Below are 12825 nucleotides of genomic sequence, written 5' to 3' on the forward strand. Positions count from 1 at the left end.
CGGTTACGATTCTGCGGTGCCGGAACCCAAGCTCGAGATCCAGATGCTGCACGACCGGGTCCTCGTGCGGCTCACCCCCGAGGAGGGCGAGCGGCGCAGCACCGGCGGCATCGTCATTCCGGCCACCGCCCAGGTCGCCAAGCGGCTCGCCTGGGGCGACGTGCACGGTGTGGGTACCAGCGCGCGGACGGTGCGGGTCGGCGACCGCGTGCTGTTCAACCCCGAGGACCAGCTCGAGGTCGAGGTCCACGGGCAGGCCTACCTGGTGATGCGCGAGCGGGACGTGCACGCCGTCGCCACCGAGCGCAGCACCGAACACGGGACCGGGTTGTACCTCTGAGGGGAAGGTGAGCCGTGCCGGACGACCAGAACTGGCCTGGCGGCGCCAGATGGCCGGAGTCGCACGCCGAGCAGACCGACCTGCTGCCGCGCGCGGCGTTCACCGGGATGCTGGACAGCCCGACCGAGAAGATCAACACCACCGGGCTGGGGTTCGGCACACCGCCGGAGCCCGCACCGGAAGCGAAGCAGAAGAGCCTGCGCAAGCCCGCGATCATCGCGGGCTCGGTCCTCGGCGGACTGGCCCTGCTCTACGGCGTCGACCTCGCGCTCAGCAGCGGTGAGGTGCCCCGCGGCACGACCGTCGCGGGCGTCGAGGTCGGCGGGCTGTCCCACGACGAGGCCGAGAGGGCGCTGCGCGAGAAGATCGAACCGCGGCTGACCCAGCCGATCGCGCTCAAGATGGGCGCGGTCGAGGAGAAGCTGGACCCCACGACGTCCGGGCTGAAGCTGGACTGGGCCGCCACCCTGGACCAGGCGGGCGACCAGCCGCTCAACCCCTTCACCCGGTTGACCTCGCTCTTCGGGGGGACCCGCGAGGTCGGCGTGGTCACCACCACCGACAACGCGGCCCTCGACGCCGCCGTCGACGGGCTCAAGGGCAAGGCCGTGCGCACCCCGGCCGAGGGCGGCATCAGGTTCGAGGGCATCACCCCGGTCGCCGTCGAGCCGGTGCTCGGCCAGGAGCTCGACGCGCCGGGCGCCCGCCAGGCGATCCTCGACGGCTGGGTGATCGGCGAGCCGCTCGACCTGCCGGTGAGCACGGTCCCGGTCAAGACCACCACCGAGGGCGTGCACGCCGCGCTCGACCAGTTCGCCAAGGTCGCGGTGTCCGCGCCGGTGACGGTCAAGGGCGAGGGCAAGGACGCGAAGATCGATCCCGCGGTGATCGCGGGCGCGCTCAGCTTCGAACCCGCCGACGGCGGCGGGCTCACCCCGAAGGTCGACAACAACAAGCTCACCGAGGCGGTCCGCCCGCAGCTGGCGTCGACCGAGAAGGAGGGCAAGGACGCGCAGGTCGTCTTCGAGGGCGGCGCGCCCGCGGTGACCCCGTCCGTGGACGGCACGGGCATCAAGTACGACACCGCGTTCGCCCCGATGCTCGAGGTGCTGAAGAAGGCCGACGGCCGCGAGATCAAGGTCGAGTACACCAAGACCCCGGCCAAGGTGACCACCGAGCAGGCCAACCAGCTCGGCATCAAGGAGGTCGTCGGCGAGTTCTCCACCAAGGGCTTCGCCGTGGACTCCGGCGTCAACATCCGCCAGGTCGCGGCCAAGGTCAACGGCGCCATCGTCAAGCCGGGCGAGACGTTCAGCCTCAACGGGTTCACCGGCCCGCGCACCGCGGCGCAGGGCTACGTCGAGGCGGGCGTGATCAAGGACGGCGCCCCCGGCCGCGAGGTGGGCGGCGGCATCTCGCAGTTCGCCACCACCCTCTACAACGCGTCGTACTTCTCGGGTCTGAAGGACGCCGGGCACAAGGAGCACAGCTACTACATCTCGCGGTACCCACCGGCTCGCGAGGCCACGGTGTTCCAGAACCACGACGGCAGCAGCGTCATCGACCTGAAGTTCACCAACGACTCGCAGACCGGCGTGGCCATCCAGACGATCTGGACCTCGTCCTCGATCACGGTGAAGATCTGGGGCACCAAGCACTACACCGTCGAGTCCATCCCCGGCAGCCGCACGGCGGAGACGCCGCCGCAGGAGAAGCCGGGCCCGACCACGGGCAAGTGCACGCCGAGCAACGGTGCCCCGGGCTTCACCACCTCGGACACCCGCGTCCTCAAGGACGTCGCGACCGGCCACGAGGTCCGCCGCGACACCCGGACGGTCAAGTACAACCCGCAGCCGAAGATCGTCTGCGCCCCGGCACCACCCCCGCCCCCGGCAGGCTGATCCCCTGGGAAAAGGGCCACGGACACCGTGGCCCTTTTCCCATGCGCGGATGGTTCCGAGTCGGAGGTCGACAGCGGCTTCCGCCGGTACGACGGCCAGCACGAGCAGGTCCCCGTAGCCCCGACGAATCCGCCCTGGGCGGTGGTGAGCGCCGGATACCGCTCGCCACCGATCACGAGCGTCGCCGTTGTCGGACTCGTCTCGGCGGCGTCGAGGCGAAGGGGGCTCGGGTTTGAGAACGGACGTCCGGTGACATCTCGCCTCTAGTGGGTGACAACTGGAGGAGGGCTGATGGCCACCGCCACTGACGCTGGGCGACGGGCTCGGGATCATGGGACCGTCAAGGTGCTCGGGCGGGTCGGGATGGGGTGCTTCGGGGCGGTCTACGTGATCGTCGCCTACCTCGCCGTCCAGGTCGCGGTGGGCGGGGGTGGCCAGGAGGCTGACCAGACCGGTGCCCTGCAGGAGATCGCGGGGACGTCGTTCGGCGCCGTTGTGCTGTGGGTGCTGGCGGTCGGGTTGCTGGCCTTCGGTGTGTGGCAGCTGCTGATGGCGGGGTTCAGCTTCCAGTGGGTGGACAAGCAGCACAAGCGGATCTTCAAGAAGATCGGCGCGGGCGTGCGCGGTGTCGTGGGCATCTCGCTGGCGATCGCTGCCATCCGCATCGCCACCGGCAGCGGGAGCCAGAGCGGTGACCAGAAGCAGAAGGAGATGACCGGTCAGCTGATGGAGCTGCCCGCGGGTCGGCTGCTCGTCGGCTTCGGCGCCCTCGTGGTCATCGGCGCCGGGGTGGCCAGCATCGTGTCCGGTGTCCGCAAGTCGTTCATGCACGACCTCGACCCCTCCGAGCTGCCCAACGGCTCCCGCCGGTGGGTCGAGCGGCTGGGCATGGTCGGTTACGCCGCCAAGGGCGTCGGCATCGGCATCATCGGCGTGCTCCTCGGCGCCGCGGCCATCGACTCCGACGCGGGCGAGGCGGGTGGGCTCGACTCGGCCCTGCGCACCCTCGCCGAGCAGCCCTTCGGCACCGCGCTCCTCATCGCCGTCGCCCTCGGCTTCGCCGCCTTCGGCATCTACTGCTTCGCCGCGGCCCGCGCCCACCGCACCTAGAAGTGGTACTCCAGGACGTACGCCGCCGCGTCCAGCACCATCTCGTTGACCTCGACAGCCGCGTCGTCGGCCTGGTAGGCGGTCCGGGTCACGTGGATGACCGGGACCGCCTGCCCCAGCCGCAGCACCTCGCGCTCCTCGTGGCTCGGCATCCGCGAGCGGAGTTCCTCGCGGAACCGCACCGGCGCGGACCCGAGTTCGGCCAGCCGGGCGTACGCGCCGCCGGGCCCGGTCTCCGGTTCGGCGATCGCGCTCTCCCGCACCAGCTCGGCCGGGTAGTACGTCCACGCGAGCTGGATCGGCCGCTCCTCGACCAGGTAGACGCGGCGGCGGACCAGGGCGAGGGCGTCCGCGTCGAGGCCGAGCGCCTCCGCCACCCTCGGCGGCGGCACCTCCTCCGCGACCACCAGGTCACTGACCACCGGTGGGCGGTCCGGGTCGTCCGCCGCCCAGACGGATCGCGCCCGGTCCCGGAGTCGACTCGGGCTGACGCGGCGATAGGGCTGGAAATCCCGATCGGTCATGCCTGACAAGGCTCCTCCGATCGGCCCCGAAACCCAAGGAGGCCCGCCACGGGTCGTGGCGGGCCCCTTCGGTCGGGTGGCTCAGAAAGCGGCTTCGTCCAGGTCCATGAGGTCGTTGTCGGCGGCTTCGACGATCTTGCGCGCGGCCGACAGGTCGGGCAGCACGTTCTTGGCGAAGAAGGACGCCACGGCGACCTTGCCCTCGTAGAACGCCTTGTCCTTGCCCGCCGCGCCCGCGTCCAGCTTGGCCAGCGCGATCTCCGCCTGGCGCTGGAGCAGCCAGCCGACCAGCAGGTCGCCGGTGGCCATCAGCAGCCGGACGCTGTGCTGGCCCACCTTGTAGATGCTGCGCGGGTCCTCCTGCGCCGCGGTCAGGTAGCCGACCAGCGCGCCGAGCATGGCCTGGACGTCCTCAAGGCCCTGCTTGAGCAGTTCCCGCTCGCGCTTGAGCCTGCCGTTGCCGCCCTCGGCCTGGATGAACGCCTGGATCTCGCCCGCCACGTGCGCCAGACCCTGGCCCCGGTCGCGGACGATCTTGCGGAAGAAGAAGTCCAGCGACTGGATCGCGGTCGTGCCCTCGTACAGGGAGTCGATCTTGGCGTCGCGGATGTACTGCTCCAGCGGGTAGTCCTGCAGGAAGCCGGACCCGCCCAGGGTCTGCAGCGACTGGACCAGCTGCTCGGTCGCGCGCTCGGAACCGACGCCCTTGACCACCGGGAGCAGCAGGTCGTTGACCTGACCGGCCAGCTTGACCGCGTCCGCGCCGCCCTCGCCGGTCCAGATCTGGTCCTGGAAGGTGGCCGCGTACAGGTACACCGCGCGCAGGCCCTCGGCGTAGGCCTTCTGCAGCATGAGGCTGCGGCGCACGTCCGGGTGGTGGGTGATGGTCACGCGGGGCGCGGACTTGTCCACCATGTTCGGCAGGTCGGCGCCCTGGACGCGCTCCTTGGCGTAGGCCAGCGCGTTGAGGTAGCCGGTGGACAGGGTCGCGATGGCCTTGGTGCCGACCATCATCCGGGCGTACTCGATGACCTGGAACATCTGCGCGATGCCGTTGTGCACCTCGCCGAGCAGCCAGCCCTTGGCCGGGGTGCCGTGCTGGCCGAAGGTCAGTTCGCAGGTGGTCGAGACCTTCAGGCCCATCTTGTGCTCGACGTTGGTCACGAACGCGCCGTTGCGCTCGCCCAGCTCACCGGTCTCGGTGTCGAAGTGGAACTTGGGCACCAGGAACAGGCTCAGCCCCTTGGTGCCCGGCCCGTGACCCTCGGGCCGGGCCAGCACCAGGTGCATGATGTTCTCGGTCAGGTCCTGGTCGCCCGAGGTGATGAACCGCTTCACGCCCTCGATGTGCCACGAGCCGTCGTCCTGCTTGACCGCCTTGGCGCGGCCCGCGCCGACGTCGGAGCCCGCGTCCGGCTCGGTCAGCACCATGGTGGCGCCCCAGCCGCGGTCGATGATGAACTGCGCCCAGCGCTGCTGCTCCTCGGTGCCGTTCTTGTGCGCGATCATCGCGAAGTTGGGCCCCGCCAGGTACATGAACAGCGCCGGGTTGGCCCCCAGGATCAGTTCGGCGGCCGACCACTGCACCGTCGGCGGGAGGCCGAAGCCGCCCAGGTCGTCGGTGAGGCCGAGGCGCCACCACTCGCCGTCCCACAGCGCCTTGTAGGACTTCTTGAACGACTCGGGCAGGGTCGCGCTGAAGGTCTTCGGGTCGTACACCGGCGGGTTGCGGTCGGCGTCGGCGAACGACTCCGCGAGCGGGCCCGAGGCCAGCTTGTTCAGCTCGGCGAGCACACCGCGCGCGGTCTCCTCGTCGGACTCCGCGAGCACGCCCTTGCCCAGCCGGTCCTGGACCTTGAACACCTCGAAGAGGTTGAACTCAAGGTCGCGCACGTTGCTCTTGTAGTGGCCCATCTCGTCGCTCCGTGTCCTCACGCCGGGTGCGGGTTCTCCACCCGCGAGCAGGAGTGCTGCTACTCATCGGTAACAAAAGTGTATTACCGACGGGTAGGGACGGCAAGGCGATTGGTCGGGATCACTCACCCGGGTCACGTCCCGGTGCGGGTCCCCTCGGGCAGCAGCGGCGCGAGGAGCACGCCCGCCTTGAACGCCACCGCGACCGCGTGCGTGCGGTCCCGGGCGGCCAGCTTGCGCAGGATGCTCTTCACGTGGGTGCGCACGGTCTCCACCGACACGTACAGGATCTTCGCGATGGCCTGGTTCTCCAGGCCGTCCGCGATGAGCTGGAGGACCTGGAACTCGCGCCGGGAGAGCTGCTGGAGGTCGGTGTCGACGCCCCGGATGAGCCGCCCGCGCGGCGCGGCGACCGTCCTGGCCAGCGCCGGGTCCATGTAGCGGCGGCTGGTGAACACCGCCTGGATGGCGTCGACCAGCTGCGGCGGCTCGACCGTGCGCGGGACGACCCCGTGCACGCCGGAGGCCATCGCGGTGGCGACGTACTGCGTGGTCCGGTGCGCCTCCCGGACCAGCACGAGCACGACGGCGTCGGGGTTGGCCGCGGTGAGCGTGCTGCTCAGGTGGTTGCGCGGGTCGAGGCCGGAGTCGAGGAGCACGACGTCCGGGCGGTACCGCTCGGCGAAGCCGACCGCGCCCTGCGGGGTGTCGGTCGCGCCGAGCCAGCGCAGCCCGGGGGTGCGCAGGACGAGTGCGGCCAAACCCTCGCGGAACAGCGGGATGCCGTCGACGAGTGCGACGGTCGGCCCACCGTTCTCCCACGGGCTGCCGGTCGCGCCTCGGTGTGCCGTGCTGGGCGGCATGCGTTGGGTTCCTCCCGCCGTTTTCACCCGTCCGCGAGTCCGCCCGGCCACGTTGTGGTGGTTGTGACGTGCGGAATCGAGGTTTCCGGCCACCTGGACCGAAACCTCACTCACACAGGTGATGGGTACTGCTGTGATCTGTGTTACATATATCGCTCCTCGGTTGCGCAGTGTGTCGGTCGGTCGGCTGAGAAGTGCCTGAGAGGTCACGAACCAGCAGGCAGATCGGGCAACGGGTAGGAACGGGCCGCCCCGGCGGATAGGGTCGTGGGTACGCCGGAGTGACCAGTCGAATGCTGAGAGTGGGGGGCTACGTGGAAGCGGGCGCGGTGCGCAATGCGGACGAGTGGTTCCGGCTCATGGTCGAGACCGGCTTGGCCCCCGGGTTGCGGGCGCTCGGCCTGGCGGGCACCGGCCGCACCTTCAAGGTGGTGCGCGACGCGCACGTGGGGCAGGTGTCGATCCTCCAGTCGACCCGCTCCAGCGCGTACTCCACCCGCTTCACCCTGTCGTTGAGCGTCACCCCCACCGACGAGTGGGCGTCACAACTACGCATCCGCCCCTACGCGCTGGCCGCGGGCCACCGCGGCTACGGCTGGCAGGAGCGCATCGGCAACCTGATGCTCGTCGGCGGCGGCGTCCCGATCGGCGACCTGTGGTGGAAGATCGAGGCGGGCAAACCCTTCGCCTCCCTGTCGGACGAGGTGCTCACCGCCGTCCGCGAGTTCGGCATCCCCGCCATCGAGCACCAGATCAGCGCCCGAGTGCACTAAAAGACACAGCGCGAACAATCCGCAGGATATCGACACGGACAAAACAACTCCGCACCCTATCCGCTATCGTCTCCCGCGCGTCGCGTAAAGCCAATGGGCTGGCACCGCAACCCGGCACCGGCCCATTGGTGAAGCATTGTTCACCAGCACCACCACCGAACAATCACAACGCCCGCAGCACCAACCCAACCACGCCACGCCCTAACACAACGCGCCACGCCCTAACACAAACAGCGACCACACTCCACGACACCACGCTGGGTCAAGCCCAATCGCACCGTGGGGTCCGGGGGCTCGGCCCCCGAATGAAATGGCGAAACTACCCGGTCTGCGCATTCCGCAGACATGGGTAGCCCTAGTTGAGCGGATGACGGGAATCGAACCCGCGTATTCAGCTTGGGAAGCTGATGTTCTACCATTGAACTACATCCGCTTGACCGGTCACCCGATCGCGAAGATCGCTCTTCGCAGCCGTAGCTTACAGGTATCGGCCGGACGCGTCACCCAGCGGGGGTCCGGTTAGGGTGGGCGCGTGTTGCTGAGCGATCGTGACCTGCGGGTGGAGCTGGACGCCGGGCGGCTGGGGGTGGAGCCCTTCGACGCGGCCATGGTGCAGCCCTCCAGCATCGATGTGCGGTTGGACCGGTTCTTCCGGGTGTTCAACAACACGCGGTACACGCACATCGACCCCCGGCAGCAGCAGGACGACCTGACGAGCCTGGTCGAGGCGGCCGACGACGAGCCGTTCGTGCTGCACCCGGGGGAGTTCGTGCTCGGGTCGACGTTCGAGAACGTCACGCTGCCCGACGACCTCGCGGGTCGGCTGGAGGGCAAGTCGTCGCTGGGGCGGTTGGGGCTGCTGACCCACTCGACGGCCGGGTTCATCGACCCGGGGTTCACCGGGCACATCACCCTCGAGCTGTCCAACGTCGCCAACCTGCCGATCACGCTGTGGCCGGGGATGAAGATCGGCCAGCTGTGCCTGTTCCGGCTCTCCTCCTCCGCCGAGTTCCCGTACGGTTCCAAGGAAGCGGGCTCGCGCTACCAGGGGCAGCGCGGCCCCACGCCCTCACGCGCCTACCTGAACTTTCACCGCGTCGACACCAAGCGCTGACCGAAGACCTCGCCGCGCACCGGGATCACCAGGGTCGCCGCGAGCGGTAAGAGCGCGCCGATGGTCAACGCCCACGGCCAGTCCACCGCGGTCACGAGCATCGCGAACAGCGGCGCGACCGCCATGGCCAACGCGTTCTGGCCGGTGTTCTGGACGCCCAGCGCGCGCCCCGCCCAGAACGGACCGGCCAGCTCGGCCGTCGCGGTGAAGCCCAACCCGTTGTCGCTGACCGAGAACACCGACACCGCGACGATCGCGACCACCGCGAGCCACGGGCTGACGGCCCCGCCGACGCCCCAGACCAGCAGCGACACCCCGGCACCCAGGGCGATCCAGCGCATCGGCCGGAGCCTGCTCGCGACCCGGTCCGACCACACCCCCGCGCCGATCCGGCCCGCCGCGCCGACGAACTGCACCACGGCCAGCACCACGCCCGCGGTCACCGGGCTCCAGTCCAGTTCGGACACCAGGTAGGTCAGCGCGTACGTGCTCGCCACGAACTGCGGGCCGACCAGCAGCGCGCTCGCCACGTGCACCCGCCACAGCCGCGCACCCCGGTACGGCGACCGGGTCTCCTCGACGTGCTTGGGCGGCTGCCGCGGCGGGTCGACCAGGCCAGCCGCCACGACCACCCCGACGACCAGGCTCAGCCCGGCGGGGATCACCAGGGCCCACTGGTAGCCCCACGACGCCGCGGCGGGCGGCAGGGTCAGCGCGGCGATGCCGACGCCGATCGGGGTGCAGGTCTGCCGGATCCCCATGGCCAGGCCGCGCTCGGTCGGGGCGAACCAACCCAGGACCGCGCGCCCGCTGGCCGCGCTGATCGATGCCGAGAAGCTGCCCGCGACGACCAGCAGCACCCCCATCGCCACCGGACCGGACACGGCCGCGGCGGCCAGGCCCGCGAGACCGGTGCCGAGCATGCCGACGGTCATCACCACGCGCTCGCCGAACCGGTCCGCCGCGGCGCCCCAGGCGATGAGCGCGATGAGCACGCCCAGCACGGGGGCGGCGGCGAGCGTGCCCGCCTCGGTCAGGGACAGGCCCAGCGCCCCGCGCAGGACCGGCAGCAGGAAGGGGAGCCCGTAGACCAGGCTCGACACGGCCGCTTGGGCGGCGACCGCGATTCCCAGGATGACCCAGCGTCGCATGTAGTTAACATAGCTAACGTTTCCCGAATAGCGGAACCACTTTCCCAATGAATGAGAATGGCCCCCGACCTGAGCAGGTCGGGGGCCATCGGGGGTTCGCAGGTCAGGAGGACTTGTCCGCCTCCGGCAGCGGGGTACCCGGGTCGGTCACGTCGGTCGGGGTGTCCATCGGCTCTTGGCCCCGGCGCACGGCCTGGAGCAGGAGCTGGGCGACGTCCACGACCTCGACGTGCTCGGCCGCGAGGCCGTCGGACTGCCGGGCGGTGACGCCGTCGGTCAGCATCACGCGGCAGAACGGGCAGCCGGTCGCGATCTTCGACGGCGCGGTGCCGAGCGCCTCGTCCACGCGGTCGATGTTGATCCGCTTGCCGACGCGCTCCTCCATCCACATCCGCGCGCCGCCCGCGCCGCAGCACATCGAGCGGTCGGCGTGCCGGGGCATCTCGCGCAGCTTCGCGCCCGAGGCGCCGACGAGTTCGCGCGGCGCCTCGTAGACCTGGTTGTGCCTGCCCAGGTAGCACGGGTCGTGGTAGGTGACGTCCTCGGCGACGGGGGCGACCGGCACCAGCCGCCGCTCGCGGACCAGCTTGTTGAGCAGCTGCGTGTGGTGCACGACCTCGTACTCGCCGCCGAGCTGAGGGTACTCGTTGGCCAGGGTGTTGAAGCAGTGCGCGCAGGTCACGACGATCTTGCGGCGGCCCGGTTCGCGGTCCTCGAAGACCGCGTTGATGACCTCGACGTTCTGCTGGGCCAGCATCTGGAACAGGAACTCGTTGCCCGCGCGCCGCGCCGGGTCGCCGGTGCAGGTCTCCTCGGAGCCGAGCACCGCGTACTTCACCTCGGCGGTGTGCAGCAGCTCGGCGACCGCCCGGGTCGTCTTCTTCGCGCGGTCCTCGAAGGCCCCCGCGCAGCCGACCCAGAACAGGTACTCGGTGTCGTCGGCGAGCTCGCCGTCGAAGACGGGCACCTCGAAGTCGAGGTCCTGGGTCCAGGCCAGGCGGTCCTTGGCGTTCTGCCCCCAGGGGTTGCCCTTGTTCTCCAGGTTCTTGAACATGCCGCCCAGCTCGGACGGGAAGTTCGACTCGATCAGCACCTGGTAGCGGCGCATGTCCACGATGTGGTCGACGTGCTCGATGTCCACCGGGCACTGCTCGACGCAGGCGCCGCAGGTGGTGCAGGACCAGAGCACCTCGGGGTCGATGACACCGCCGTCGTCGCCGACCAGCAGCCGCTCGGCCTCGGCGATGGCGAGCACGTCGATGCCCGCGTACGGGTTGTCGCCGGTCAGGCCGACCTCGTCGCCCGCCATGTCCTTCTTGCCACCCGCGAGCAGGTAGGGCGCCTTGGCGTACGCGTGGTCGCGGAGCTGGGTGATGACCAGCTTCGGCGACAGCGGCTTGCCGGTGTTCCAGGCCGGGCACTGCGACTGGCAGCGGCCGCACTCGGTGCAGGTGCTGAAGTCGAGCCAGCCCTTCCAGGAGAAGTCCTCGACCTTGCCCGCGCCGAAGACGTCCTTCTCCGGGTCGGCCTCCTCGAAGTCGAGGACCTGGCCGCCGGAGGTCATCGGCTTGACCGCGCCGAGCGCGACGCCGCCGTCCGCCTCGCGCTTGAAGTAGATGTTGAAGAAGGCGCTGAACCGGTGCCAGGCCACACCCATGGTCATGTACCGGGCGACCACGGCCACCCACACCATCGCGCCCATGAGCTTGATGAACGCCAGCGCCGACACCAGGTCCGGGCTCCCGGGCAGCAGCTCGCTGATCGGGTTGGTGACGAACGCGGCCCAGGTGGGGACCTCCCCGACGCCGGGGAGCGCGGCCTTGCCCGCGCGGACACCGAGGATGCCGATGCCCTCGAGGATGACGACGGCCTCGACGAAGTACGCCTGCCAGAAGTTCGAGCCCGCGAACCGCGAGAGCCGGTCGGCGCGCCGGGGGTGGTTGCGCTGGCGGATGATGACCAGGACGACGCCGCCGACGAGGGTGCCCAGGCCGAGCAGCTCCATGAGCAGGTGCCAGAGGTTCCAGTGGTCGAGGACCGGCCAGCCCCAGGACGGGACGAAGACCTCGCCGTAGGCCTCGAACAGCGCGGCCGAGCCGACGAGGAAGCCCCACATCACCAGCCAGTGCCACGGGCCGACGTGCCGGAACTTGTTCATCCGCGTGTGCGCGGCGAACTCCTTGATGAGGGTCCGCATGCGCGGCCCGAACGGCCCGTTGCGGGTCGCGTCGGGCTGGCCGAGCCGGATGATCGACACCATCCGCGCGACGGTGCGCACGAACATGCTCCACGCCACGAGGCTGACCGCGACCGCGACCAGCCCCAGCGTCCACTGCACGACACCCATGTGGTGGCGACCTTCCGTCGGTTCGGCAACGGGCTCCGCGACCCTACGCCTTCTTACTGGCCAGTAACCGTCTTGGTGAAGCCTAAGTCGGCCAAGTGTGACGCACACGTCGGGAAATATCTGGACGTTCGTTCAGGTACTTTTGCGCCGTGCACGTGCCCATCTTGCTAGCGATCACCACCCCAGGCCGGATATGAGGTCCTACCGGAAGGTGGACGGCCGCCGCCTCCGCGGCGACCAACGGCGGCGGCAGATCACCGAAGCCACGCTGCGGGTGATCGAGCGGGAGGGTGTGGCGGGGGTGTCGCACCGGGTGGTGGCGACGGAGGCCGGGATCCCGCCCGCGTCGATCACCTACCACTACGCGGCCCTGGACGACCTGCTGGAGGCGACCCTGGTCGAGTCGGCGGCGGAACTGGCGGTGGAGGTCCGCGACCTGATCGAGTCGACCCGGATCAAGGGCCTGAGCCCGGCGGGAGCGGTGGCGGAAGTCCTCGCGGAAGCCCTCGGGTCGCGGCGGGGGCGGACGATGGCGCAGTACGAGCTCTACCTGCTGGCCGCGCGCAAACCCGCGCTGCGCTCGGCGGCGCGGCTGTGGCTGGACGTGCTGACAAGCCTGGGACGGCAACCGGACGAGGTCGGCTTCCGCGCTTTCCTCGCCGCCGTCGACGGAGTCCTCATGCAAGGCCTGATCGACGACGAACCCCCGACGGCGGCCGAACTGCTACCGGTGGTCGAGCACCTCCTCGCCCCGCTGCGCTGACCCCAGTTCCACCCCTGGGACGCGC

11 protein-coding genes and 1 tRNA gene are annotated in these 12825 nt (G+C 70.1%); 6 read left to right on the forward strand and 6 right to left on the reverse strand.

Annotated features, from left to right (window positions below; translation table 11 throughout):
* Positions 1-43: 43 nt before the first annotated feature.
* The 3 genes from V5P93_RS36710 to V5P93_RS36720 all read left to right on the forward strand — a co-directional run bounded on the left by V5P93_RS36710 (position 44) and on the right by V5P93_RS36720 (position 3351).
* Positions 44-340, forward strand: coding sequence for a co-chaperone GroES (locus V5P93_RS36710; RefSeq protein ID WP_104479443.1), 297 nt, complete (start codon positions 44-46; stop codon positions 338-340).
* A 14-nt stretch (positions 341-354) separates the two neighbouring features.
* Positions 355-2241: a VanW family protein gene (locus tag V5P93_RS36715; protein ID WP_374065132.1), complete on the forward strand. Its 1887-nt coding sequence runs from the start codon at positions 355-357 to the stop codon at positions 2239-2241.
* A gap of 291 nt (positions 2242-2532) precedes the next feature.
* Positions 2533-3351: a DUF1206 domain-containing protein gene (locus tag V5P93_RS36720; protein WP_104479238.1), complete on the forward strand. Its 819-nt coding sequence runs from the start codon at positions 2533-2535 to the stop codon at positions 3349-3351.
* On the opposite strand, the gene V5P93_RS36725 is transcribed toward V5P93_RS36720, so the two are convergent.
* From V5P93_RS36725 to V5P93_RS36735, 3 genes are all read right to left on the reverse strand, one after another.
* Positions 3348-3875 (reverse strand): UTRA domain-containing protein, encoded by a 528-nt coding sequence (locus V5P93_RS36725; RefSeq protein ID WP_104479239.1) that lies wholly within the window; start codon positions 3873-3875, stop codon positions 3348-3350. The genes V5P93_RS36720 and V5P93_RS36725 overlap by 4 nt on opposite strands.
* A gap of 81 nt (positions 3876-3956) precedes the next feature.
* Positions 3957-5789 carry an acyl-CoA dehydrogenase gene (locus tag V5P93_RS36730; protein ID WP_104479240.1) on the reverse strand — a complete coding sequence of 611 codons (1833 nt, stop codon included), beginning with the start codon at positions 5787-5789 and terminating at the stop codon, positions 3957-3959.
* Positions 5790-5923: 134 nt separating this feature from the next.
* Positions 5924-6652 carry a response regulator transcription factor gene (locus V5P93_RS36735; protein ID WP_104479241.1) on the reverse strand — a complete coding sequence of 243 codons (729 nt, stop codon included), beginning with the start codon at positions 6650-6652 and terminating at the stop codon, positions 5924-5926.
* 293 nt (positions 6653-6945) lie between these two features.
* Here V5P93_RS36735 and V5P93_RS36740 point away from each other — a divergent pair, with 293 nt between their 5' ends.
* On the forward strand, positions 6946-7425 hold the full coding sequence (locus V5P93_RS36740) for a DUF4304 domain-containing protein (protein WP_104479242.1): 480 nt from the start codon (positions 6946-6948) through the stop codon (positions 7423-7425).
* A gap of 362 nt (positions 7426-7787) precedes the next feature.
* Here V5P93_RS36740 and V5P93_RS36745 read toward each other — a convergent pair.
* Positions 7788-7858 (reverse strand) — tRNA-Gly (locus tag V5P93_RS36745).
* A gap of 99 nt (positions 7859-7957) precedes the next feature.
* Between V5P93_RS36745 and dcd the strand changes: the two genes are divergently transcribed.
* The gene (gene dcd / locus V5P93_RS36750) at positions 7958-8539 is read left to right on the forward strand and encodes a dCTP deaminase (RefSeq protein ID WP_104479243.1); all 582 of its coding nucleotides are present in this window, start codon (positions 7958-7960) and stop codon (positions 8537-8539) included.
* On the opposite strand, the gene V5P93_RS36755 is transcribed toward dcd, so the two are convergent.
* Together V5P93_RS36755 and V5P93_RS36760 are read right to left on the reverse strand one after the other, a co-directional pair.
* A complete protein-coding gene (locus V5P93_RS36755) occupies positions 8515-9690 on the reverse strand; it encodes an MFS transporter (RefSeq protein WP_104479244.1) in 1176 nt (391 codons plus the stop codon). The genes dcd and V5P93_RS36755 overlap by 25 nt on opposite strands.
* Positions 9691-9793: 103 nt before the next feature.
* Positions 9794-12037 (reverse strand): (Fe-S)-binding protein, encoded by a 2244-nt coding sequence (locus V5P93_RS36760; RefSeq protein ID WP_104479245.1) that lies wholly within the window; start codon positions 12035-12037, stop codon positions 9794-9796.
* 193 nt (positions 12038-12230) lie between these two features.
* Here V5P93_RS36760 and V5P93_RS36765 point away from each other — a divergent pair, with 193 nt between their 5' ends.
* Positions 12231-12800, forward strand: coding sequence for a TetR/AcrR family transcriptional regulator (locus V5P93_RS36765; RefSeq protein ID WP_104479246.1), 570 nt, complete (start codon positions 12231-12233; stop codon positions 12798-12800).
* Positions 12801-12825 lie beyond the last annotated feature (25 nt).

Source organism: Actinokineospora auranticolor, assembly GCF_041897805.1.
Taxonomy (GTDB): domain Bacteria; phylum Actinomycetota; class Actinomycetes; order Mycobacteriales; family Pseudonocardiaceae; genus Actinokineospora; species Actinokineospora auranticolor.

Bases quoted from the DNA above. Each gene is read 5' to 3' on its own strand.
- V5P93_RS36710 (WP_104479443.1), top strand. From the start codon at position 44: ATGCTGCACGACCGGGTCCTCGTGCGGCTCACCCCCGAGGAGGGCGAG.
- V5P93_RS36720 (WP_104479238.1), top strand. From the start codon at position 2,533: ATGGCCACCGCCACTGACGCTGGGCGACGGGCTCGGGATCATGGGACC.
- V5P93_RS36725 (WP_104479239.1), bottom strand. From the start codon at position 3,875: ATGACCGATCGGGATTTCCAGCCCTATCGCCGCGTCAGCCCGAGTCGA.
- V5P93_RS36730 (WP_104479240.1), bottom strand. From the start codon at position 5,789: ATGGGCCACTACAAGAGCAACGTGCGCGACCTTGAGTTCAACCTCTTC.
- V5P93_RS36735 (WP_104479241.1), bottom strand. From the start codon at position 6,652: ATGCCGCCCAGCACGGCACACCGAGGCGCGACCGGCAGCCCGTGGGAG.
- V5P93_RS36740 (WP_104479242.1), top strand. From the start codon at position 6,946: ATGCTGAGAGTGGGGGGCTACGTGGAAGCGGGCGCGGTGCGCAATGCG.
- V5P93_RS36755 (WP_104479244.1), bottom strand. From the start codon at position 9,690: ATGCGACGCTGGGTCATCCTGGGAATCGCGGTCGCCGCCCAAGCGGCC.
- V5P93_RS36760 (WP_104479245.1), bottom strand. From the start codon at position 12,037: ATGGGTGTCGTGCAGTGGACGCTGGGGCTGGTCGCGGTCGCGGTCAGC.
- V5P93_RS36765 (WP_104479246.1), top strand. From the start codon at position 12,231: ATGAGGTCCTACCGGAAGGTGGACGGCCGCCGCCTCCGCGGCGACCAA.